General features: G+C 51.0%; 14 protein-coding genes. 10 read left to right on the top strand and 4 right to left on the bottom strand.

Annotated elements, in window-relative coordinates; genetic code table 11:
- The first annotated feature begins 550 nt into the window (after nt 1–550).
- From EFB08_RS06925 to fsa, 7 genes are all read left to right on the top strand, one after another.
- Nucleotides 551–3676: a SusC/RagA family TonB-linked outer membrane protein gene (locus tag EFB08_RS06925; protein ID WP_123126212.1), complete on the top strand. Its 3126-nt coding sequence runs from the start codon at nt 551–553 to the stop codon at nt 3674–3676.
- A 10-nt stretch (nt 3677–3686) separates the two neighbouring features.
- Nucleotides 3687–5648 (top strand): RagB/SusD family nutrient uptake outer membrane protein, encoded by a 1962-nt coding sequence (locus EFB08_RS06920; RefSeq protein ID WP_123126211.1) that lies wholly within the window; start codon nt 3687–3689, stop codon nt 5646–5648.
- A gap of 357 nt (nt 5649–6005) precedes the next feature.
- On the top strand, nt 6006–7751 hold the full coding sequence (locus EFB08_RS06915; protein WP_123126210.1) for a glycoside hydrolase family 43 protein: 1746 nt from the start codon (nt 6006–6008) through the stop codon (nt 7749–7751).
- Between the two features lie 127 nt (nt 7752–7878).
- Complete coding sequence (gene uxuA / locus EFB08_RS06910; protein WP_123126209.1) at nt 7879–9051, top strand: mannonate dehydratase; 1173 nt, start codon at nt 7879–7881, stop codon at nt 9049–9051.
- 75 nt (nt 9052–9126) lie between these two features.
- Nucleotides 9127–10521 carry a glucuronate isomerase gene (gene uxaC / locus EFB08_RS06905; RefSeq protein ID WP_262707468.1) on the top strand — a complete coding sequence of 465 codons (1395 nt, stop codon included), beginning with the start codon at nt 9127–9129 and terminating at the stop codon, nt 10519–10521.
- Between the two features lie 7 nt (nt 10522–10528).
- A complete protein-coding gene (locus EFB08_RS06900; protein ID WP_123126207.1) occupies nt 10529–13462 on the top strand; it encodes a glycosyl hydrolase 115 family protein in 2934 nt (977 codons plus the stop codon).
- Nucleotides 13463–13648: 186 nt separating this feature from the next.
- The gene (gene fsa, locus EFB08_RS06895) at nt 13649–14323 is read left to right on the top strand and encodes a fructose-6-phosphate aldolase (protein WP_123126206.1); all 675 of its coding nucleotides are present in this window, start codon (nt 13649–13651) and stop codon (nt 14321–14323) included.
- A gap of 409 nt (nt 14324–14732) precedes the next feature.
- Here the strand turns inward: fsa and xylA are convergent, their stop codons facing one another.
- Both xylA and EFB08_RS06885 read right to left on the bottom strand, forming a co-directional pair.
- On the bottom strand, nt 14733–16064 hold the full coding sequence (gene xylA, locus EFB08_RS06890; RefSeq protein ID WP_123126205.1) for a xylose isomerase: 1332 nt from the start codon (nt 16062–16064) through the stop codon (nt 14733–14735).
- A gap of 26 nt (nt 16065–16090) precedes the next feature.
- Nucleotides 16091–17572: a xylulokinase gene (locus tag EFB08_RS06885; RefSeq protein ID WP_123126204.1), complete on the bottom strand. Its 1482-nt coding sequence runs from the start codon at nt 17570–17572 to the stop codon at nt 16091–16093.
- Nucleotides 17573–17945: 373 nt separating this feature from the next.
- Here EFB08_RS06885 and EFB08_RS06880 point away from each other — a divergent pair, with 373 nt between their 5' ends.
- The 3 genes from EFB08_RS06880 (at nt 17946) to EFB08_RS06865 (ending at nt 20736) form a co-directional block, all read left to right on the top strand.
- The gene (locus EFB08_RS06880) at nt 17946–18965 is read left to right on the top strand and encodes a LacI family DNA-binding transcriptional regulator (protein WP_123126203.1); all 1020 of its coding nucleotides are present in this window, start codon (nt 17946–17948) and stop codon (nt 18963–18965) included.
- A 276-nt stretch (nt 18966–19241) separates the two neighbouring features.
- The gene (locus EFB08_RS06875) at nt 19242–20111 is read left to right on the top strand and encodes an MBL fold metallo-hydrolase (protein WP_123126202.1); all 870 of its coding nucleotides are present in this window, start codon (nt 19242–19244) and stop codon (nt 20109–20111) included.
- 298 nt (nt 20112–20409) lie between these two features.
- Nucleotides 20410–20736 carry a hypothetical protein gene (locus tag EFB08_RS06865; protein ID WP_123126200.1) on the top strand — a complete coding sequence of 109 codons (327 nt, stop codon included), beginning with the start codon at nt 20410–20412 and terminating at the stop codon, nt 20734–20736.
- A gap of 184 nt (nt 20737–20920) precedes the next feature.
- On the opposite strand, the gene hrpB is transcribed toward EFB08_RS06865, so the two are convergent.
- Both hrpB and EFB08_RS06855 read right to left on the bottom strand, forming a co-directional pair.
- The gene (gene hrpB / locus EFB08_RS06860) at nt 20921–23470 is read right to left on the bottom strand and encodes an ATP-dependent helicase HrpB (protein ID WP_123126199.1); all 2550 of its coding nucleotides are present in this window, start codon (nt 23468–23470) and stop codon (nt 20921–20923) included.
- Between the two features lie 143 nt (nt 23471–23613).
- The gene (locus tag EFB08_RS06855; RefSeq protein ID WP_123126198.1) at nt 23614–24105 is read right to left on the bottom strand and encodes a YciE/YciF ferroxidase family protein; all 492 of its coding nucleotides are present in this window, start codon (nt 24103–24105) and stop codon (nt 23614–23616) included.
- Between the last annotated feature and the right edge of the window lie 385 nt (nt 24106–24490).

The raw sequence follows: 24490 nt of genomic DNA, 5'->3' as shown, positions 1-24490 counted from the left end.
TTTTTTAACACTTTTTCAAAAAATGGCCATTATTTAGAAAATAAGCCCTGTTTGATGCAAATGTAGGCCGAGTAAAATGGAGTTGGACAACAAAATTCTGTCAAAAACCTGTTGGGGATGAAACCAGCTTTCACAAAGTCTCAAAATTATGTGGTCGTAAATGAAATATCTTTGAAAAAACTTTATGAAATCGGTTGTAATATTTGAAAATAATATTCAAGTTTGTACAGCCGGCAGGTTGTGCGGGGGAAGTAAAGGTTCAGGTCATTGAATTAATTTAGGCTTAAAGGTTTAAAAACAGCTTGAAATGGAGGTTTTTGAGCAAAACAAGCATCATCTCACTACTTGAACCATTATGATTTTGGCAATTGCTAAGCGTGCACAGCAAGAGAGATTACTGTTACAGCCCTTGTTTTCTGAAATCGGTTTGTAAACGCGCTACTGTCCCTGCCTTTATTCCTTTTTAGGAAGTGCAGGTGAGTCTAAAGTTTTTTAATGCCTGATTAATACCCTAACAAAAACTAGCACTACACTTCAAAAAAACTTATGTATGGAAGGTAATATTACCCAAAACCCCAGATCAACGATTTTGCCGCTCAGGAAGCGGGAAATTCTTAAAGTGGCTTTTCTGCTGGTTGTCACACTCATGACTAGTCTGCAGACCTTTGCCCAAGGCAGTGTCACGGTTAAGGGCCGTGTGACCGATGCCTCAGGGGGAGGGATGCCAGGCGTGACGGTTCTATTTAAAGGAACTACCACGGCCGCCCCCACCGATGTGGAAGGAAACTACTCTATTGCCATACCAAGTGCTACGGGTACTTTGGTGTATTCCTTTATAGGGTATGTTTCGCAGGAAGTGGCAATCAACGGAAGAACCACCATCAACGTGACTCTTGCCGCTGACCAGCAGACCATTGATGAAGTAGTGGTAGTGGGCTACGGTACTCAGAGTGCAGAAGCAGTAACTGGTTCAGTTGCTTCCATTAAGGGAGAGGCGTTACGTGAGGTGCCAGCCGCCAACATTTCTCAAGCGCTTCAAGGTCGTTTGCCTGGTGTGGAGTTCTCCCAATCTTCGTCCCAGCCTGGTGCCGCCATGCAGATCAGGATTCGTGGAGCCCGCTCGCTGAATGCCAGCAACGATCCATTGGTGGTTCTGGATGGTATTCCATTTGCAGGCTCAATCGGGGACATCAACCCTAATGATATTACCAGTGTTGACATCTTGAAAGATGCCTCTGCTACTGCAATTTACGGTTCAAGGGGTGCAAACGGGGTTATCTTGGTAACCACCAACCGTGGAAGACAAGGGCAGGAAGCGAAACTAAGCTACAACAGCTTTGTTGGCGTGAAAGATGTTTTTGCTAAATACCCCATGATGAGCGGTCCTGAGTTTGTGGCCTTGCGCAAAGCTGCTCGCACCTATAACAATGCCGTAGACGAGGCAGATGATGTGAACACCGACTGGCAAGACCTGCTGTATAAAAAAGGCATGGTTAATAGCCACGACTTAGGCGTAGCTGGTGGAACCGAAAAGGGTAGCTACAACTTCAATGCAGGTTACTACAATGAAAAAGGGGTAATCCCAACCCAACAATACACCCGTTACTCTGTGCGTGGTTCTCTTGACCAAGGGGTAGGTAAATACATCCGTTTAGGGTTCACCACCTACAATAACTATAACGTAACGGAAGGTAACAACGTGGGGCTTTACGGAATCCTGAGCATGTCACCCATTGCCAACCCTTACAACGCGGATGGCACCTGGAAAAGAACGGTTAAGATGCCCCTAGATGAGCAGTGGGTATATTCAAAAGACATTGTAGAGGAATTGAGTGACAGATGGTTAAGTGAAACCAGAGCGTTCGGTACGTACAACACCATGTACGGTGAAATTCAGATTCCAGGAGTGGAAGGCTTGAAGTATCGTGCCAACCTTGGCGTAAACTACCGTCAGAGCAATGGTGGGGCCTATACTGCCCAAGGAATCGGCAGTGCCACTGCCACTACTCCTTCTACGGCATCGGTTAGTAACTCCCATACTACAGACTGGACCATTGAAAACCTGGTGACCTATGACCGCACCATTGCTGAGAAGCACATGATTAACGTGGTGGGGTTATACTCTGCTTCAGATAGCAAATTCAACAGATCTCGTGTGGCGGCAAGAGACATTCCTTCTGATGCTTTCCAATTCTATAACCTGGGTTTGGCTGCCGGGGAAATCACTGTAGCCCCTGGTGACCAGCAATATTGGAAAAGTGGTTTGATGTCCTGGATGGGTCGCGTGATGTACTCCTATGATGACCGCTATATGTTGACGGCTACCGTACGTTCAGACGGCTCCTCAAGACTGGCTCCCGGACGCAAATGGCATACCTACCCGGCCGTTTCGGTGGGTTGGAATATTGCCAGAGAAACATTCATGGAGAATGTGAAACTGGTGAACATGCTGAAAATTCGTGCGGGTTACGGAAAAACCTCTAACCAGTCTATTGATCCTTATGCTACCCTTGGCCGCCTGAGCAGCAGACCGTACAACTTTGGTCCTGACAATTACCAAACAGGTTTGTATGTTACAGAAGTGCCTAACGCTAACCTAGGCTGGGAGTTCTCTGAAACCTTTAACTACGGGTTAGACTTCGCCATATTGAACAACCGCCTGTCCGGTACGGTAGAGTACTATGTCACCAAAACCAACGATATCTTATTGAGAGTAGGCCTGCCTGCTTCAACAGGTGTGGGTAGCTACGTTGCCAACATTGGAGAAACCCAAAATAAAGGGGTGGAGCTTTCCCTGAATGGTGTGATCCTGGATAACCTTAACGGATGGACCTGGGAAGCCGGTGTCAACATGTATGCCAACCGTAACAAACTTGTAGCGCTTGCAGGTGGACAACAGCGGGATGAAGGTAACTGGTGGTTTGTAGGTCATCCTATCAACGTGATTTACGACTACGAAAAAGTTGGTCTCTGGCAAGCTGAAGATCCTTATAGAAATATTCTTGAACCAGGAACAGATGAACAGATAGTTGGTTCAATCAAGGTGAAATACACCGGCGGGTACAATCCTGATGGAACCCCTGTAAGACGGATCGGGCCTGAAGACCGCCAGATCATGGATGTGAATCCAGATTTCCAAGGTGGCTTCAATACCCGCGTAGCTTATAAAGGGTTTGATTTAAGCGCAGTGGGTGCCTTCCAGGGTGGCGGTCTTTTGAATAGCACGCTTTACGGATCCTCAGGTTACCTCAATATGATGAGTGGCCGTCGTGGTAACGTAAAGGTTGACTACTGGACCCCAGAGAATACGGATGCCCAGTATCCAAACCCTGCAGGAAAAAGAAGCGGCGATAATCCAAACTATGGTAGTACCCTGGGTTACTTTGATGCCTCATACCTGAAAATACGCACCATTTCTCTAGGGTATAACTTTGATAATAACACTTGGTTGAAGGCCGCTGGTTTTGACAGACTACGGGTTTACGCGACGGCACAGAATCCATTTGTGTTCTTCTCGCCTTACAACAAGGAATCAGGCATGGACCCAGAAACAAACTCTTTCGGTAACGAAAATGCGGCAGTACCCTTATCAGACAACTTGAGACGTTTGCTTACTTTAGGTACTAACTCACCTGCCACTCGCGGTTACCTGGTTGGTTTAAATGTTACTTTCTAAAAAGAATTCGATGAAACGATATATTAATCTAAAAGCATTTGTTGGGGCAGCTGTGATCTCCATGTTTACCGTGGGGTGCTCTGATATCCTGGATGAGGAGCCACGCAGCTCCTATACCCCCGATTTCTTCCAAACGGAGAGAGGTGTTCAAGGGGGGTTAACCTCCATGTACGCCCACTTACGCTACATCTACGGGCAAGCCTACTATTATAATGCCACTCTGACCGGTACTGATGAAGTGACCTATGCCCGGGATGCAGACGAGAACTTCAGGGTAATGGACCTTTCCAACCAAGGGGTTCTTACTGCTGTCAACAGCCGAGCCGATGTGCTGTGGGGAGCTGCCTTCCCTAACATCAACACCGCAAGCGGTATCATAGAAAATGCCGCTGCCGTTGGAACAATTTCTCCAGCCCTGATTGCCGAAGCCAGATTCTTCCGTGCCTTTGATTACTTTAAACTGGTGCAAACGTTTGGAGGAGTGCCTTTGGATTTAGGGGCAGGAGAACTGAAGTTTAACACTAATCCAGTAAGGACTTCAGCGCGTAACACGGTACCTGAGGTGTATACAAAAGCTATTTTCCCTGATCTACTGACCGCCATAAACGATTTGCCTGAAAGGGGCCGAGTTACTGGAGGGGCCACTAAAACCCTGGCCCGTCTTTATTTGGCGAAAGCCTACCTGACATACGGCTGGTGGCTTGAAAACCCGAACAATATTCCTACCTATCCTGCGACTCAACGGACCGATCCAGACGGACATAATGCCCAGTGGTATTTCCAGCAGGCGTATGATGTAGCAGCCATGGCTATTGACAATCCGGGTCCATTTCAGTTACAACCTACCTTCTATGATGTGAACGTGGGGTCTAACGACCGCAACTCTGAAATTCTGTTGTACGCCGACCACACGGAGAAAAGCGAGTTTTATAATGGGGGTAGCCTTACATTCGGTAGTGGCGGTGCTCCAGATAACTTTGCTGGCTGGATGATGACCTGGAACTATCCCAACATCACAAGTTTCACCAATGCAAATGGAACGGGTTCTATAAACTCTGTTCAACGGGAAGCTTCACAAGACAAGGGACGTCCCTGGACTCGTATGGCGCCTACCATTGACGTAGTTGAGAAAACCTTTGCGGATAAAACCCTGGATTCTCGTTATGACGGTACCTTTACCACTGTTTATCGTGCTAACTGGCCAAAGGCGGGAGGTGCTAACATTCCTCAGACGGTGTATAATGCCAACCTTCTTCCAATTCGCCCGGGTGATCCAGTCCTGACTTTCCTGAATGAAGAACCAGCTACTCCTATTTCTTACCCATCTGGGACGGGTAGAAGTAATGTGGGGGCAGGCGAACTGCCAGGAAGAGCCGATTATGTAATAGCGCCTAGCGGGATAAGCCGGATCGTTTATCCTAAACTTTGGAAACTGGGTACCTATCGGACAGACAATGGCGCAGGATTAGGGCAACCTAACGCCGGTAGCACCCGTCCGTTCAACATTGCGAAATTCTCAGAACTGTACTTCGTGGCCGCCGAGGCCGCAGTCAAAGGGGCTACTACCCAACCTGGTAAAAGCGCTTATGATTTGATCAACGTAATCCGGGCTCGTGCTGGTAAGTGGCGTTTTGATAACAACGGGAATACTGCCAAAGTGGAAGACAACAGCGCTGCCATGATTGCAGCTACCCCAACCACCATTGACATCAACTATATCCTGGCAGAGCGTTCCCGTGAGTTTTATGGTGAAGGATACCGTTGGTTTGACCTGGTACGTACGCAAAAATGGAATGAGCTCGCTTCCACGTACAGAATTGGCGGAAGTAACTACGGAGAACATACTCCTATGACCATTACCCGCACGATTCAACCAGAACATTATTTACGCCCTATTCCGCAAGGCCAATTAGATGCCATGCAAATGACGGCTGAAGAAAGAGCAAATTATCAAAACCCAGGGTATAGATAATCTTATTTCATCATTCTAAAAAGATTGGCTGCCCATTAGGAGCAGCCAATCTTTTTATTGCGGTTCCCGAAACACGTTTCACAGGTGTTTTTACAAAACTGAAGTAAAAAGAGTCGTTAATAGGTGAAATCACTGCTATTATGGCTTGTTAATATTTACCTACCTGGTAGATGGCCTACACCATTCCCAACCTTAGGGATACCAATTTGAGTTGTTCAACTATGTCACCAAAGCATCTGGCGGCTACGCGGACTTTGATTCTTCCCAAATCACATATCAGATCAGTAAACAAAGTAAAGTGCCTTCAGCAAAGCAAAAGCAATAGGCTATTTTAGACCCAATTTTATAAAAACACACATGAAACAGAGAAGTCGTCTTAAAAGAGCGTTCTTAGTACTTACCTGTTGCTTCGGGCTTTCCCAGCAGGCTAGCTTTGCGCAGGACAACCAGAAGTTTCAGAACCCCATTTTGGCGGGTTTTTACCCAGACCCTGCTATCTGCCGGGTAGGGGAGGACTACTACCTCATTCTCTCTACATTTGCCTATTTCCCCGGTGTGCCCATTTTCCACAGCAAGGACCTGGTGAACTGGAACCAGATCGGGAATATCCTGGACCGTCCGGAACAGCTGAACCTGGAAAAGCACCGGATCACCCGAGGCATTTTTGCCCCTACTATCTCCTACCATGACGGTGTCTATTACATGGTAACCACCCTGATTGACCGGGGCGGGAATTTTGTGGTGACAGCCAAGAACCCGGCAGGCCCGTGGTCAAACCCGGCCTGGTTGCCGGATGTCCAGGGTATTGATCCCTCTTTGTTTTTTGACGATGACGGCAAAGCCTACATCATCTACAACGGCGATGCGCCGGACAACAAGCCCCTCTATGATGGGCACCGCACCATCAGGATGCAGGAGTTTGACTACAAAAACCTGAAAACCACCAGCGCACCCATTATTTTGGTGAACGGGGGCGTGGATTTCTCCAAAAAGCCGGTCTGGATTGAAGGTCCGCACATCTACAAAAAAGACGGCTACTACTACCTTATGGCAGCCGAAGGCGGTACTAGCGTGAACCACTCAGAGGTAATCCTGAGAAGCAAAAAAGTAAACGGTGATTACGTCCCTAACCCCAATAATCCCATCCTGACGCAGCGCCACTTACCAGCCAACCGGAAGAACCCTGTATCGGCCACCGGCCATGCCGACCTGGTGCAGACGCAGAACGGGGAGTGGTGGGCTGTTTTCCTGGCTACCCGCCCTTACGATACGGAAGACCACTACAACATAGGCCGCGAAACCTTCCTGGCTCCCGTGGAATGGAAAGACGGCTGGCCCATCATCAATCCCGGCCATGAGGAAGTGCAATACGCTTATCAACGGCCCAAACTGCCTTTTGGGAAAGCCCCCAAGCTTCCGGTGAACGGCAACTTTACCTACAGAGAAGATTTTAAGGAAAGTAAACTGCCCTTATATTGGCTGACGCTTCGGGCGCCGGGTACCCAATGGTATAGCCTGAGCAAACCAGCCGGAAGCCTGACGCTGGATGTCAGACCGGAGACTGTTTCAGGAACTGATAATCCTTCGTTCATCGCCAGAAGACAGCAGCACATCTACGGCAATGCTAGCACCAAAATGGAGTTCAAGCCTGCTTCCTCAGAAGAGTTCGCCGGGCTGGTGGCTCTACAGAGTGAGAAGCATTATTACGCTTTGGGCAAAACCATCGCCAACGGCAAAGAAGTAGTGCAGCTGCGCAAGTCGCAGGACACAACCAAGCCGGGCACCCCGGAAACAACCGTGCTCGCCGAGGCTCCTTTGAACCCCAAGGACCCGAAAAAGCCGCTCTTTTTAAAGGTGGATTTCAAAGCGGGGAAATACGCTTTTTACTATGGCACTAAAGAAGGAGAGTGGACCCTCTTGCAAGACAATGTGGATGGAACCTTCCTGAGCACGCGCACGGCGGGTGGTTTTGTGGGCGTGACTTTGGGCATGTACGCCACCTCGCAAGGGAAGCCCTCCACCGGCAAGGCCACCTTTGATTGGTTCCATTACGAAGGCAAGGACCCGATATACGATACTTCTGCCTCGGTAAAGGCCAAGTAGTTGAAAACGTGCTTTAGCGTGTTTAGGAGCTGTTTTTTTTAAAAACACAGGCAAAATAATATTTGCTACATCACCATAGACTTACCACAAACAGGTAAGCATAAATCATAATTAAAGAATCACTTTTATGTCACTATTACAAAGCTGGAGATGGTACGGACCCAATGATCCGGTAACCCTACAGGATGTGAAACAAGCCGGAGCCACCGGTATTGTGAGTGCCTTACACCATGTTCCGCACGGAGCAGTTTGGCCCTTAGAGGAAATTCAGGAACGGAAACGCATCATTGAAGAAAGCGGCCTGACCTGGGCCGTTGTGGAAAGCGTGCCGGTGCATGAATCCATCAAAACCCGCACCGGCGATTATGAGCAGTTTTTGGAAAATTACCGCCAATCCCTACGCAACCTGGCTGCCTGCGGTCTGAAGACCATCTGCTACAACTTTATGCCCGTGCTGGACTGGACCAGAACCAATCTGGCGCTGGAAATGTGGAACGGGGCCAAAGCCCTCTACTTTGACTGGTCTGACCTGGCCGTTTTTGACCTGTTTATCTTAAAACGCGAAGGCGCTGAAAACGACTACAAACCCGAAGTGGTGCAGCAGGCCAAGGAAAGGTTCAGCTCGTATTCTCAGCAGCAACTGGAAGAACTGAGCGAGATCATCCGGATGGGCGTTCCCATGGAAGGCTACATCACGCTGGAGCACCTCACGGAAAGCATCGGGATTTACAAGAACATCGGGCACGCTGGTTTGCGCGAGAACCTGGCTTACTTCCTGGAATCGATTATGGACGTTTGTGAGGAAAACGGCCTCAAAATGACCATCCACCCCGATGATCCGCCTTACCCGATTCTGGGCTTGCCGCGCATCGCCTCCAACAAAGAAGACCTGGAATTTATCCTGAGGCGGGTAGACCGGGCACCAAACGGTATCTGCTTCTGCACGGGTTCTCTGGGAGCCGGGCCGCACAACAATCCGGTGGAGATTCTGAAATCAGTGGGACACCGCGTGTATTTCGCGCACCTGCGCAACGTGAAGAAAGACGCCCAAGGCAACTTCTTTGAGTCTGATCACCTGGCCGGCGACGTGGACATGTACGGTGTCATGAAAGAATTGGTCGCCATCAACCGCGAGCGAGACGAGCCTATTCCGTTCCGTCCGGACCACGGGCACCAGATGCTGGATGACCTGCACAAAGTCACCAATCCGGGGTACTCGGCCATCGGTCGTCTGCGCGGGTTGGCGGAGCTGCGCGGTCTGGAAATGGGCATTGAGAAAACCATCTACGGCAATAACTAATTTCCCATGCAGGAGAGCTTCATTCTTCCGTCTTCCGTTGCTTCCCGTAGTCCGCAGCCTTCATTAAAAACGTTTTTGAATGAAGATTTCCTCTTGCAGACCGAAACCAGCAACCAACTGTACCATGGGTATGCCAAAGGGTTGCCCATCATTGATTACCACTGTCACCTGTCGCCGGAAGCCATAGCGGCGAATGCCAATTACGCCAACATGACGCAAATCTGGCTGGCTGGGGACCACTACAAATGGCGCGCCCTGCGCACGCTGGGAATTGAGGAAAAATACATTACCGGAAACGCTTCAGACGAGGAGAAATTCCTGAAGTGGGCCTCGGCGGTGCCGTACACGCTGCGCAATCCCCTGTACCACTGGACCCACATGGAGCTTCAGAACCCGTTTGGTGTGAACGAATTGCTTTCTGAGCGGAATGCCGCCGAGGTGTACGCGCACTGCAATGCGCTGCTACAGAAGCCGGAGTTCACGCCACAGGGTTTACTCTCGCATTTCAACGTGGAGATGGTGGGCACCACTGATGACCCTACCGATGATCTGGCGTTTCACCGCCAATTATCAGAAAACGGCCTTAAAATGAAAGTGCTTCCCTCGTTCCGGCCAGACAAGGTGTTCCATCTCTCCGGGGGCGATTCTTTTAGAGACTACATCCGGCTACTAGCCAGCGTCACGGGCACCGAGATTTTCAATCTGGACACCCTACTGGAGGTGCTGGAAAAACGCGTGCAGTATTTCCACGAGCACGGCTGCCGCATCTCGGATCATGGCTTGTCCTGCCTGCCAGCTTTACCTTCGTCAAGTGCCTATTTAGAGGATGTTTTCCTGGATGTGCTGGCCGGCAAAGACCAGGAGGCGGCGCAACACCAGGAAGCTTTTACTGCGTTCCTGTTGCTGGAATTGTGCCGCATGTACTACCAGAAAGGCTGGGTGCAGCAATTTCACGTAGGCGCCATCCGGAACAACAACAGCCGCATGCTGCAGGTCAACGGGCCCGATACGGGCTATGACTCCATCGGGGACTATCCGCAGGTCCAGGCCATGGCCGAGTTCTTCAACCAACTGGAGAAAGGAAACTGCCTCACCAAAACCATCATCTACAACCTGAACCCCTCTGACAACGCGGCGTTCGCCACCATGATCGGGAATTTCCAGGGAGGCGGCATCAGAGGAAAAATGCAATTTGGTTCCGCGTGGTGGTTCCTGGATAACCTGGATGGCATGAAGCAGCAGATGGACGCTTTGTCGCAGATGGGCCTCATCAGCTGTTTTGTGGGCATGCTCACCGATTCGCGCAGTTTTCTGTCTTACTCCCGCCATGAGTATTTCCGGCGATTGCTGTGCAATATCATGGGCGAGGAAATGGAACGGGGCCTGCTGCCCAATGACCTCTCCTGGATTGGGAAAATAGTGCAGGACATCTGCTACTACAACGCAAAGAACTACTTCCCCCTAAATTGATTTCCGCATGAATTCACCCTCTTTTCTGAAAAACAAGCCTAAAACAGCCTTATCCCGGAAATTGCGCTGGAAGACCTTGGTGCTTTGCCTGTTGTTCCTGGTGTGGGCACCCGCCGCTTTTGCCTTGGACGATGTCTCATACGTCTCCTCGCAGAAAAAGAACAATGCTTTTCCTTTGGCCGAGGCGGGAAAAACCGCTTCCTTTTTCATCCACGAATCGGATTTTCCGGGTGTCATCAGAGCCCTGAAAGACCTGCAGGCCGATGTGCAGCGTGTGACCAAAGCTGAGCCCGCATTAATCATTGGGAAGAAAACTCCCAAAGCCAAGACGCTGGTGCTGGTGGGAACGCTGGGCAAAAGCCCGCTCATTGACCAACTGGTGAAAAGCAAAAAGCTGGACGTGAAAGACCTGACCGGCAAGTGGGAGACCTTTGTGGTGCAGACCGTGCAGAAACCCATGAAAGGCGTAGACGAGGCTTTAGTGATTGTAGGCAGCGACAAACGCGGCACCATCTACGGCATCTATGACGTGTCTCAGCAGATTGGCGTGTCACCGTGGTACTGGTGGGCCGATGTTCCGGTGAAGCAGCAGCAAAACCTGTACGTACTGGAAGGCCGTCACACCAAAGGCACGCCGGCTGTGAAATATCGCGGCATCTTCATCAACGACGAGGCCCCGGCACTCTCCAACTGGGCGAAGGAGCAGTTTGGTGGGTTCAACCACAAGTTCTATGAGAAGGTGTTTGAGCTGATTCTGCGCATGAAAGGCAATTACCTGTGGCCGGCCATGTGGGGCAGCGCCTTCAGCGACGATGACAAAATCAACCCGCAAACCGCCGATCTGTACGGCGTGGTGATGGGCACCTCGCACCATGAGCCGCTCGCGCGGGCCCACGACGAGTGGCGCCGCAACCGGGGCGGACCCTGGAACTACAACACCAACCCTGAGAAACTGCGTGAGTTCTGGACTGGCGGCATCAAACGCATGAACGGCTTCGAGAACATCGTAACTGTGGGGATGCGCGGCGATGGCGACGAGCCCATGAGCGAGGAAAGCAACATCGGGTTGCTGGAAAAGATTGTCACCGATCAACGCAAAATCATCTCCGAAGTAACCGGCAAAGACGCCTCGCAAACACCGCAGCTATGGGCCCTGTATAAAGAGGTGCAGGACTACTATGACAAAGGCATGCGCGTGCCCGATGACGTGACGTTGTTGCTAGCCGATGATAACTGGGGGAATATCCGCAAATTGCCAAAACCAGGCGAAAAACAGCACTCCGGCGGCTACGGCATCTACTACCACTTTGACTACGTGGGCGGCCCGAGGAACTACAAATGGCTCAACACGAACCCGATTCCCCGGATCTGGGAGCAGATGCACCTGGCCTACCAACACAAAGCCGACCGTATCTGGATTGTGAACGTGGGCGACATCAAACCCATGGAATTCCCCACCGAGTTCTTCCTGGACTACGCCTGGAACCCCGAGAAATGGCCTGCCGAGCGTTTGGAAGAATACACTAGACTTTGGGCCGAGCGCCAGTTTGGGCCTGAACACGCCCCTGCCATCGCGCAAATGCTTTCTAAATACGCCAAGTACAACAGCCGCCGCAAACCCGAGCTATTGGCCCCTGATACCTACAGCCTCACCCATTACCAGGAAGCCGAAAGAGTGGTAGCCGATTACAACCGCTTGGCCATGGAAGCGGAGCGCATTAATGGCCTGTTGCCCTTTGAGTACCGCGATGCCTACTACCAACTGATTTTGTTCCCCATCAAAGCCTGCGCGAACCTGAACGAATTGCACGTGACCACCGGCCTTAATCGCCTGTATGCCGCGCAGGGCCGCAACACCACCAACGACCTCGCGGCCAAAGTGAAGCGCCTGTTCGAGAAAGACGCCGAGCTCACGCAGTATTACCACAAGAACATCGCGGGCGGCAAGTGGAACCACATGATGTCGCAGACGCACATCAGCTACACTTACTGGCAACAACCCGAAAAAGACGTGATGCCGGAGGTGAAACAACTCTCGGTGCCTACCTCCGCGGACATGGGCGTGACCGTTGAAGGCTCCACCACCTGGTGGCCTCAGGAGAAAGAAACTGCGGTCCTGCCGGCTTTCTCGCCGTACCAGAAACAGGGCCATTACCTGGAGATCTTCAACCGCGGACTGCAGCCGTTTGATTACACCATTAAATCCAGTGTTCCTTGGCTGAAAGTATCGCAGGATAAAGGCTCCATAGCCAAAGAGCAGCGGCTGTGGGTAAGCGTGGATTGGGCCAATGTACCAGCCGGTGCCCAGCGTGCCTCCCTGACCATCATCGGCCCGAAAGGCAAAAGTGTGACCGTACAGGCTACCGTGGAACCAGCGCTGACCGCCACCAATGTTACCGAAGGTTTTGTGGAAAGCAACGGGTACGTTTCCATGGAGGCGGAGCACTTTACCCGCGCCGTGAACGGCAATAACATCCAATGGCAACTAATCCCGGATCTGGGTCGTACCGCATCGGCTATGACCACCGAACCGGTTATTGCTCCTAGCCAGACACCCGGCGGAAACACTCCGCACCTGCAGTACAAAGTGTACCTGCAGAAAGGTGGTGAGGTAAACGTACAGGTGATGCTGGCTCCAACCCTAAATTTCCATAACACCCAGGGCTTGCGCTACGCCATCTCCTTTGACGACGAGCAGCCGCAGATCATCAACATCCACGAGAATAAGTCTGAGCGAGACTGGAACAGGAACGTGGCCAACAACATCAACCTGACGATCTCCAAGCACCAGCTGACAAAACCAGGCGAGCACGTGTTAAAGTTCTGGTTGGTAGACTCTGGTGTGGTGCTGCAGAAAATTGTGGTGGATGCCGGTGGGCTAAAGCCCAGTTACCTGGGTCCGCCGGAAAGCGCTAAACTTTCAGTTAAACAGGCGGAGTAATTCGGTTTTGAGCCTGTTTTCCCAGAAACAGGTCTAAAAACAAAGAGGGACTATAAAGATTATTTTTAACAATTGTCAATTTTACAATTATTTAGAAACTTATTCTTAAATTGTTCTTCAGAAATAAACCAGGATGGTTCTAAAGAGTAGAACGTATTGAGAGTAGACACCTAACTAGCATATACTATGAAGTTTTTCATTGACACGGCCAATCTGGCCCACATCAAAGAAGCCCACGACCTGGGTATTCTGGACGGCGTAACCACCAACCCCTCTCTCATGGCCAAAGAAGGCATTAAGGGAGAACAGGCTACGCTGGATCATTACAAAGCCATCTGTGAGATCGTGGATGGTGATATCAGTGCCGAGGTGCTTTCCACCGATTTCGACTCTATGGTTGAGGAAGGAAAGATTTTGGCAGCCCTGCACCCCAACATTGTGGTGAAAGTTCCCATGATTAAAGACGGCCTGAAAGCCATCAAATGGTTCACCGATAACGGCATCAAAACCAACTGCACCCTGGTTTTCTCGGCCGGACAAGCCATTCTGGCGGCCAAAGCCGGGGCCACGTATGTTTCTCCTTTCTTAGGCCGCGTGGATGACATCGGTTGGGACGGGGTAGAATTGATTGCCCAGATCGCTAACATTTACGCCATCCAAGGATACGAGACTCAAATCCTGGCGGCTTCTATCCGGAGTTCTATGCACATTGTGAAGTGTGCTGAGGCGGGAGCCCACGTTTGCACCTGCCCGTTAGAGCCGATCCTGGGTCTTCTTAACCATCCGCTTACTGCCAGTGGCTTAGCCAAATTCGTAGCAGATGCCGAGAAGATGAAGGAGATCATGCAGGAGCAGGAGTAATTCGGTCACTACTCGGCATATTTCTATTTTCTGCCTGTTTTCTGAAAAAGGCGCGTAAAACAAACTTTTTAAATCAGGCTCCGAAAGAGCCTGATTTTTTTATGGCATTCGTCAATCTTAATATCCGGAAGATCCTCCCTTTGAGGGGGGAGAAAAAGGGGGGCTTACACCAGTGATACAACCATTTTCAAAGTAGGGGTAATCCTTGGGGGTTGCTCTCTTCCATCATTCATTTAAAGAAATCTGAAGGTAAATGAACGGATTTGGGCAATTCCCCTACAACTAAACTGACAAAATGGCTTCTAAAAAGAAAAGGGCTGTCTCTATAAGAGACAGCCCTTTTGGGGTATTTACATGAAAAATCAAAAAAAGTCTTCCCTTCTCTGAAATAGGAGAAGGGAAACAGTGACTAGATGAACCGGTTGATCAGGTTCTCCAAGTACTCTTGACGGCCGCTTTGCAGTTTCGGTTCGCCTTGCTCAATGGCGTAGGCGCGAAGATCTTCCAGAGACAGTTTGCCTTGCTCAAACTCCTGGCCTTTGCCGCTGTCAAATGACGCGTAGCGCTGCTCACGTATTTGAAGGTAATCTGAGTTCTGCAGGATGTTGTCAGCGGTGATCAGGGCACGGGCGAAGGAATCGGCACCACCAATGTGGGCATAGAACAAGTCAGCTGGGTCAGTGGAGTTTCTTCTGATTTTAGCGTCGAAGTTTACGCCACCACCTTGCAAGCCACCGGCCTCTAAGAAGATCAGCATTGCTTCAGTCAGCTCGTTCAGGTTGTTCGGGAACTGGTCGGTATCCCAGCCGTTCTGGTAGTCACCGCGGTTGGCATCTACAGAACCCAATACCCCGGCATCGGCGGCAACTTGCAGCTCGTGCTGGAAGGTGTGGCCCGCCAACGTGGCGTGGTTTACCTCGATGTTGATTTTGAAATCGCCCAATAAGTCGTGCTGACGCAGGAACCCGATCACGGTAGCGCAGTCGTAGTCGTACTGGTGTTTGGTTGGCTCCATCGGCTTGGGCTCAATGAAGAACGTACCCTTGAAACCTTGCGCACGGGCATAATCCTTGGCGGAGTGCAGGAAGCGGGCCAGGTGCTCTTGCTCGCGTTTCATGTTGGTGTTCAGCAAAGTCATATAGCCTTCACGACCTCCCCAGAACACGTAGTTTTCACCGCCTAAAGCAATGGTAGCATCCAAGGCGCCTTTCACCTGAGCGGCAGCGTGAGTTAACACATGAAAATCTGGGTTAGTAGAGGCACCGTTCATGTAACGCTCGTGCGAGAACACGTTGGCAGTTCCCCAAAGAAGCTTTATACCTGTTTCGGCTTGTTTCTGCTTTGCATATTCTACCATGGTCTGTAGACGACGGTCGTTTTCTTTGATGTCATTGCCATAGTCTACCACATCTACATCATGGAAGCAGTAATACGGCATGCCCAATTTGGAGATGAACTCAAACGCGGCATCCATTTTGGCTTTGGCGCGCTCAATCACGTCTGAGCTTCTGTCCCAGGCGAAGTTCAACGTAGGACCTCCAAATGGATCAGAACCGTTGGCATTGAAGGAGTGCCAATAAGCCACCGAAAACTTGAAATGCTCTTTCAGGGTTTTGCCCGCCACTACGCGGTTCTCGTCATACCAACGGTACGCTAAGGGGTTGTCAGACTCCGGACCTTCAAACTTTATTTGTCCAATTCCTTTAAAGTATTCTGTTTCTACTAAGGTGTGATTTGCCATAATGTTTGGATGTATGGGGTGGAAAATTAGTTACTCAGTTGTTTCAGCAATAAGGCTTTCCAATCTTGGTAAGCAGCTTCGTAGACCTGGGTCTGGGAGGGTTCAATTACCCTTAAACGTTCAAAACGGCTAAAGGCTTCCTGGGCCGAGGCAAAAACCTGAGCCCCTATACCGGCTCCAAGGGCCGCACCCACGCTACCGTCGTTCTGGTACAGCTCTACCGGCACGCCGGTGGCGTTCACAAAGGCTTCGGCGAACAGCGGACTCAGGAACATGTTGGCGTTTCCGGCTCTGATCACGCTGGGGTTCATGCCGTTCTCCCGCATGATGTCCAGTCCGTAGCGGAACGTGAAAGCAATGCCTTCCTGCACCGCCCGGAAGATATGGGACTTGGTATGTAGGTTGAAGTCCAGGTTGTGAAACTGCGCCCCGATGATGCGGTTATTGAACACCCGCTCGGCCCCATTCCCGAAAGGGAAGATGCGCAGGCCGTTGCTGCCCACTGGTGTTTTCATGGCTTCTTCGTTCATCTGCGGATAGGAGAGGCCTTGCCCCATGTTTTCCTTCACCCAGCTGTTCATGATGCCCGTGCCGTTAATGTTCATGAGCACGCCCACGCGCTTGGAATCTGGGGTGTAGTTCACGTGCGCAAAGGTGTTCACGCGCGATTGTGGATCATACACCAACTGGTCGCTTACTCCGTAAATCACGCCCGAGGTTCCGGCGGTGGCCGCCACTTCGCCCGGATTGAGCACGTTCAAAGAAAGCGCGTTGTTGGGCTGGTCGCCCGATTTATAGGCCACCGGAATACCGGCGTTCAAAGACAAAGCAGAAGCAACTTCAGGTTTTACCTCGCCGTGCGAAGAAAACAAAGGCCGCACCTCCGGGATAATGTCCGGGCTGAAGCCGAAGAAGTTCATCACATCCTGCGAAACCTCGTCCTTCTGGAAATCCCAGAAAATGCCTTCGGACAACGCCGATACGCTGGTGGTGATTTCGCCCGTCAATTTCATGGCAATGTAGTCGCCGGGCAACATGATCTTATGGATCTTGCTGAACGTTTCGGGCTCGTTTTCCTTTACCCAAGCCAATTTGGCGGCGGTGAAGTTACCCGGCGAGTTGAGCAAACGCGAAAGGCTTTCTTCCTGCCCGATGTGCTCCAGGGCTTTCTGACCGTAGGGTACCGCGCGGCTATCGCACCAGATGATAGACTCGCGCAACACTTCCTGGTTTTGGTCCACAATCACCAGCCCGTGCATCTGGTAGGCAATCCCGATGGCACCAATGTCTGAAGGGTTGTAAGCCCCGGAGGCATTTACCTTCTGGATCGCTTTCTGGGCATGTTCCCACCACATTTCTGGCGACTGTTCGGCCCAACCGGGCTGGAGTGAATTGATTTTGGACTCAGTTTCTGGAAACTGGGCCGAAGCCAGGGGTTTCTGGGTGGCCGCGTCTACCACAGAGGCTTTGATGGAGGAGGTGCCTACGTCTATTCCTAATAAGAGCATATGTTGCTTTTTTACGATGAAGTCAGTTGCAGGGTGGGCTTAGGTGTATCTTTAAAAAGAATGCTGTCAGATATACAATTGTGCCAACGTTGGCATAAGTTTAAGGTAATTTTTCGAGAATAGAAAGAAAAACGGGTGAAAACCTGAATTCTGAAGCCAAAAAATCAGGGACATCCTTATTTCTGAGCTTATTTGATACCGGTCTATCTACTTTCAACTGCCTTTTTCCTTTAAGCCCGTCTTTTCTTTGTTTCTTTGAAGGCCTGTTTTGAAGCTGTTTTAAGAAAATCGTGTTAAAAACCAGCTGATTTTAGATAGCTTTAAGGACGTAAAAACGGGCTGAGTCGTATTTTTTGCCCTCACACCAGATACCTTGAAGAAAACAACTATACATGATATTGCCCGTGAACTGGACGTGACGTTCTCCACCGTGGCCCGGGCCCTCAACGACCACCCTGCCATTAGCGCCGCTACCAAAGCAGCCGTGCTGGAGACTGCCAAACGCCTGAATTATCAGCAAAATAAACTGGCTTCTTCCCTGAGGTCCGGGCGCACCAACGTCATCGGAATTATTGTGCCCAGTCTGGATACCAGCTTTTTCAGTTCGGTGGTGCACGGCATTGAGCGGGTGATGAACGAGAATGGCTATAGCATGCTGCTGTTTCAGACGGGCGAATCACTGGCGCAGGAGCAGAAAGGCATTGAAACGTTTTTGCAGTCCAGGGTAGATGGCATTATCTCGTCGGTGTCTGGGGAGGTTGACGGCAAGGAGTTCTATGAGCAGATCAGCAAACGCCAGGTGCCGCTGCTGTTTTTTGACCGTGCCATTCACGAATTGCCTGTGCCTTCGGTCACCATTGATGATTACCGGGCGGGTTTAGTGGCTACTGAGCACCTTATTTCGCAAGGGTACAAACAGATTGTGCACCTCACCTCAGACCGGAATCTCACCATTTTCAAGGAGCGTTTCAGGGGCTACCGCGATGCTTTGCAAAGGCATAACCTGCCGGTAGAGGAAAAGATGATCTACAAAGGGAAACTCTCCCTGGAGTTCGGGAAGGAATCGGTGCAACGCCTGATGGATAGTGAAATTCCTTTTGATGCCGTGTTTGCCGCAGAGGATTATACCGCCATGGGTGCTCTGCAATTCCTGCTGGAGAAAGGCATCAAAGTACCCGATGAGATTGGTGTAATGGGTTTTGCGAATGAGGCCTTCGGGGCGTTTGTGACACCGTCGCTTTCCACGGTTGACCAGCAAACGATTAAAATGGGGGAGGAGACCGCCCACCTCTTCCTGAAACTCATCGGGAACAAAGATTTCTACGGCTCCACCCCAGAACACATCGTCCTAGATCCCATCCTGATTCCCCGCAATTCTTCCCAACCTTTGTAAACTGTTTTAGAAAATTTCGTTTGACGCCCGTTTTACTGAAAACTGCCTAAAAACAGATGAACTCTTTTACAGAAACAAACCTTAAATAGCCTCGGCTTGGATTAGGTTGTTTTTTAGTGGGGCCACAGGTATTACCTTAACAACCTATTATAATTTGATGGAGAAAGTGCTTCAGTTTATTTATTATGTTAACTAATGAATGCTTTGACTTACTACTGCAAGCCGGAAAAACTTGAGGAAGAGAATCCGCTAAACTTCCTTTAATTTTGTATATCTATGGGGATGATCATTACATCGTTAGCGTCGGGGAGTAACGGCAATTGCTACTATTTGGGCAATGAGCAGGAGGCAGTGTTGGTAGATGCGGGGATTTCCTGCCGGGAAACTGAGCGACGGATGCAGCGGTTAGGCCTTTCCATGGAAAAGGTGAAAGCCATTTTCATCTCCCACGAGCATTCCGATCACATCAAAGGGCTGTCAGTTTTGGCTAAAAAGTACCGCCTGCCGGTTTACATCACCCCTGCCACTTTGCAGCATTTGCGCTTTGGGATAGAGCCCCAATTGGTAAGATCATTCCAGGCCTACGAGCCGGTGCAGATCGGAGGTTTGACGGTGACCGGATTTCCCAAGTTCCATGATGCCGCTGATCCGCATAGTTTCATGGTCTCGCACATGGGCATCAACGTGGGGGTTTTCACCGACATCGGGGCACCCTGTGACCACGTGATCCGGCAATTCATGCAGTGCCACGCCGCTTTCCTGGAAACGAACTATGATGAGGATCTGCTGGAGAAAGGGCGTTACCCGTACCACCTGAAGGTCCGCATTCGGGGAAATCATGGGCACCTTTCTAACCGGCAGGCGCTTTCGCTGTTTACCGGCTACAAACCAGATTTCATGAGCCACGTGCTGCTGGGCCACCTTTCCAAGGATAATAACTGTCCCAAACTGGTCCAAGAGCTATTCACTTCCCACGCGCAGGGCACCGAGGTAGTGGTGGCTTCCAGGTATGAAGAGACATCGGTGTATGAAATCGAAGGGGCCCCGGTACCGGCCAGTTTTCCGCCGGTGGTGTTACCTAAAGCCTTGGTCTCAAAGCAAAAGCCAGCCAAAGCCACGGCGCAGCTCTCGTTTGATTTGTTTTAAAGAAGAAGTTCTGAATAAAAAACCGTTTGGGGGCCATTTTCCAGAAAATGGCCCCCAAACGGTTTTTTTAGATACTTTCCAAAAGGAAGAAAATAGAAAAAACTTCGGGTTTGAGGGTCATTTCTGCAAGTCGGTAATTTCCTTTCCAAAGACATTTAAGACAGGAAGAAAGCAGGATTTCGCCCCTGCTGGCAGCGCTTGTTTCCTTCCTTCTATTCAATTCCTGCTATTTTTAGTAAACCCTATAAAAGCTTCCTACGTTTTGATACTCATGTACCACACCTTATAATCTAAAACTATGGATGCATCAAGCATAAAAGAAGCTGCTGATAACTACAATCCAGACCATAAAGAAGGACCAGTAGCCCGTAGCATTGAAGAGTATACCGCAAAGCTACCTTCTGACCTTTTCCTATGGGCCGCCCTTGGTTCAATGGCAGTATCAGCTACCCTGAAAATCATGAAAAAGGATGACGAAGCGCTGTTCGTAGGACAGTGGCCAGCTCCCTTCTTGTTGTTAGGCCTTTACAACAAACTAGTGAAAGTAAAAGGCTCTGACGGCGAAAAAGATGGAGCAGAGCGTCCAGCCGGCGCCAACGCCGAAGTAAGAAACGCTGGAAGATAAGTCAACCAGTTTCTTTCACAACAAAGGGGTAGCTTCTGCTTCCCCTTTGTTGTTTTTGGGCCGTTTTAAGTAAAATAAGCTTAAAGCAGGAGTTCTTCTTGCCACCACAACCCGGCTCCCTGAATGCAGGGCAAGTTCCTTTCCTTTATTCCAGGAGCAAATAAGAGCCCCGCCACTTGCGGTCCTAAGGCTGAGGCCGTTTCTTGGTTCCTCTGGTGGGCGGAGCTGAGAGAGGGTCATCGGGCCAGTGGTGTTTGGGGTAGCGGCCTCTGAGGTCTTTCCGGACGTCAAAGTAGCCGGTACTCCAAAAACTTCTGAGGTCTCTTGTGACCTGCACCGGGCGTGAGGCAGGGGAGAGCAGATGCATGAGCAAAGGTACCTTTCCGCCTCCAACTCGGGGCGTATCCAATAGTCCGAAAACCTCCTGTAGTCGCACGGCCAGGACCGGAGAAGCGGGATCTGCGTAGTCTACCGCGATGCGGGAACCGCTGGGAACCTCCAGGTGCGAGGGTGCCAACCGGTCCATTTCCTGCCGTTGTTCCCAGGAAAAGTCAGCAAGTAGAATCTCACGGAAGTCGAGTCTAGCTACCTGTTCCAGGGTTCTGAGGCCTACAAGATGCGGCAACAGCCACTCCTCCAACGTTTCCTCCAGTTGCGTGTCTGAGACATCGGGCCATTGCTCCGGTGAGAGCTGGTGCAGGAAAGCCAGCCGTTGCCGCGTTCTCCTGGCTTCCTCTGACCAAGGCAACCGTTCCATTCCTTTTTCCTGCAAAGCATTCAGAAGTGCCCGGGCCACCAATTCCTGATTTGGTTGCGACAACACTGCTTCTTCCAAAGTCAAGGCTCCCATGCGGGTGATCTGCCGGGCGATTACCTTCTCTGAGGCCGCATCCCACCGAACTTCCTCCACCCGTTCAAGCTGCGACGCGAAATGGGTGAGCAATTCTTCTTTAGACACCGCTGCCGCCGATAATACCCGGGGCCTGGTACACAATTCCATGTGGGCGATGGCGTAAAACTCGGCCTCGCCGAATACCTCGGTTTGCAGAGCAGCCCGCTGTCCAGAGATAAGCCGGACCCTGCCCGAAGTTTCCCGCTGGGCCAATCGGTCTGGGTACGCGAGGGCAGTTAATAAGCCGATGGCGCCAAAATCAAGAGGTTTTCTTTTCTCCCTGATGCGCTGCCGCAGGTTTTGGGCCTGTTCCCTTATCTTCCGGACGGTGTTGCCATCCACTACAAAGCCCGGGGTGGGAGGAGATTGGCCATCCAGTAGTTCCAGCCGCAAGGTTAGATCCGGAAGCGGATCGGCCCAAGAGATCTGCAGGGGTTTGAGGATATCCCGGTCTGAGAGCAGCGCGGCTATCTCGCAGGCGGTAGTTCCTAATCCAAGGGCATGGCCCCGCACTACCAAATGGCCTAACCTAGGGGATAGCCCCAAAGCTGCCAGAGCCTTGCCATGGGCAGTGGCTTTCCCGTTCCTGTCCAGAGCCTCAAGTCTGATAAGCAGGTCATGTGCCAGGGAAAGAGCGGCCGCGGGCGGTATATCCAGCCACTTCAGGTCGGTAGCCTCCTGGGCTCCCCAGATGGAGAGTTCCAAGGCCAGCCCGGTTAAATCGGCTTCGCAGATCTCAGGAGTTTGGCGGTCGGCTAATTGCAGTTGGTCCGCGGATGACCACATGCGGTAACAAACACCGGGTCCTAACCTGCCCGCCCGACCACGGCGTTGGTCCGCGGCGGCTCTGGAAACCGGAATCGTAGCAAGTGTGGTCAGCCCAATGCGGGGCACGAATTTGGGAACGCGGGCGAATCCTCCGTCAATTACCACTTTCACCCCCTCAATGGTTAAGCTGGTCTCAGCGATGCTGGTGGCTAAAACAATCTTACGTCGGTTAGCGGGAGCCGGCCGGATGGCGGCTAGTTGCTGTGTGAGGTTCAGGTCGCCGTGCAGTAAGTGCAGGTCGATGGTTGAGGTCAGTTTTCCCTCCAGCGCCTGGGCCACCCGCCGCATTTCGCCCATTCCGGGCAGGAAAACGAGGAGATCACCTTCGGGTTCCTGATCCAGGGCTTTTCGGAGGGCTTTTGGCAAAAGGGCCACTAAACGCTCTGCCGGCCTTTGTCCGGCCGAGGCTAGCTCAGCGGGGGTGAGGTAATGGGTCTCCACCGGAAATTGCCGTCCCTCGCTTTTGATGACCGGGGCTTCCAGCCAATTCGCAACGGAGGCGGCATCCAGGGTAGCACTCATGACCAACAGCCGCAGATCGGGCCGAAGCACGGCCTGGGCATCCAAGGCCAGGGCTAACCCCACATCGGCTTGGAGGCTCCTTTCATGAAACTCATCGAAAATGATGGCGGCTACTCCCTCCAGCGTGGGATCGCTCTGCAGCAAGCGCGTGAGAATGCCCTCTGTGACTACCTCAATCCGGGTCTTGTCTGACACAATGTGCTCCATGCGCACCCAGAACCCAACGGTTTGGCCCACTTCTTCGCCTAGCAGGTCAGACATGCGTTGAGCTGCTGCCCGAGCCGCTAACCGCCGGGGTTCCAGCATGAGAATTTTACCGCCTGCGCGCCAATCGGCTTCCAGAAGGGCCAAAGGAACCAAGGTGGTTTTACCCGCGCCGGGCGGAGCTTCCAGCACTGCGCGTGAATTATTCTCTAAGGCGGTTAGAAGTCGCGGTAACGCTTCCTTGACCGGTAACTCTGGTAAAAACGAAAGAGAAGTAGTAGGTGACATGTGTTGCCAAATTTCGGGAATCCTGCTTTAACCTCGCCTGGGCAGGGAAGATATTTTTAACCCAGTTTTACAGAAATCGCCCTAAATCAGGAAAGCCTGCTCCCCAAGAGGAGCAGGCTTTCCTGTCTTTCTTTAACGGAAGGCTATTCGGCTTTCTCGTTGATGTAGCTTTTAGCCAGCTCGTTCAGTAACGTATCGGTTCTTTGCTCTTCTTCCAGGGTTTGTCTTAGAAGTTTAGCTGCCTCTGCATGGCCTAGACGCTCTGCGAAGTGAGCGGCGGTACCGTAACCGGCAATCTCATAATGCTCCATGCGCTGCACAGAAGCAATCAGGCCGGCATCTTTTACCTCTGGGGTAGCATCTTCTTCAATGGTTTCCTCGCCTTCTTCTACCAGGCCTTCCATGGCTTTGCATTTCATACGTCCCGGGCTGGTGCCTACCAATTCGCAAACCTGCTCCAGGCGGTCTTTCTGTGCTCTGGTTTCTTCCAGGTGCGTTTCCAGGGCCTGCTTCAGTTTTTGGTCTTCGGTAGCTTTGATCATCTTGGTAAGCGCCGCAATCCCTTGTTTCTCTGCACTATATAGGTCCTTGAGCTGGTGCTCAAACAGGTCTTCTAATGTTTTTAGCTTTGCCATAGTGTTATTTATTCTGTTGGTTAGTATTTCAACGTCTATACGCTGGGGTAAGCGAAGGGTTAAGGAAGGGGCTTTATTTTAGGAAGGGAAGTTTGGGGATCTGTTTCCTTTAAGAGGCTTCTTTTGCTTTAAAGTTCAGTGAAGTTTATCTCTTGGTTTGTGGGGTAAGAGGTTGCTTTTTAGGAAGTTTTGATTTGCATATTTTTATTTGGGTGGGGGTGAAGGCTTCAATTTCTTTCAACTTTGAAATATCACATCACCGTTGTTGGTTTTATCACAAACAACCTCAACTGTCTCTACGGTTAGCTATAAGCCTTTACTTCCTACTCTCTTCCCTACTAACTCCTGGTCTGGAGTTGCACCCTGCCCGCGTTTGTCACTTTTC

The sequence above is a fragment of the Rufibacter latericius genome (assembly GCF_003721515.1).
Classification (GTDB): Bacteria; Bacteroidota; Bacteroidia; order Cytophagales; family Hymenobacteraceae; genus Nibribacter; species Nibribacter latericius.
The sequence above is the reverse complement of the archived record's forward strand: the minus strand, read 5'-3'. Positions and strand labels throughout refer to the sequence as shown.

Coding starts and splice junctions, on each gene's coding strand:
- EFB08_RS06865 (WP_123126200.1), top strand. CDS start 20,410: ATGGATGCATCAAGCATAAAAGAAGCTGCTGATAACTACAATCCAGAC.
- fsa (WP_123126206.1), top strand. CDS start 13,649: ATGAAGTTTTTCATTGACACGGCCAATCTGGCCCACATCAAAGAAGCC.
- EFB08_RS06885 (WP_123126204.1), bottom strand. CDS start 17,572: ATGCTCTTATTAGGAATAGACGTAGGCACCTCCTCCATCAAAGCCTCT.
- hrpB (WP_123126199.1), bottom strand. CDS start 23,470: ATGTCACCTACTACTTCTCTTTCGTTTTTACCAGAGTTACCGGTCAAG.
- EFB08_RS06900 (WP_123126207.1), top strand. CDS start 10,529: ATGAATTCACCCTCTTTTCTGAAAAACAAGCCTAAAACAGCCTTATCC.
- EFB08_RS06925 (WP_123126212.1), top strand. CDS start 551: ATGGAAGGTAATATTACCCAAAACCCCAGATCAACGATTTTGCCGCTC.
- EFB08_RS06875 (WP_123126202.1), top strand. CDS start 19,242: ATGGGGATGATCATTACATCGTTAGCGTCGGGGAGTAACGGCAATTGC.
- EFB08_RS06855 (WP_123126198.1), bottom strand. CDS start 24,105: ATGGCAAAGCTAAAAACATTAGAAGACCTGTTTGAGCACCAGCTCAAG.
- uxuA (WP_123126209.1), top strand. CDS start 7,879: ATGTCACTATTACAAAGCTGGAGATGGTACGGACCCAATGATCCGGTA.
- xylA (WP_123126205.1), bottom strand. CDS start 16,064: ATGGCAAATCACACCTTAGTAGAAACAGAATACTTTAAAGGAATTGGA.
- EFB08_RS06920 (WP_123126211.1), top strand. CDS start 3,687: ATGAAACGATATATTAATCTAAAAGCATTTGTTGGGGCAGCTGTGATC.
- EFB08_RS06915 (WP_123126210.1), top strand. CDS start 6,006: ATGAAACAGAGAAGTCGTCTTAAAAGAGCGTTCTTAGTACTTACCTGT.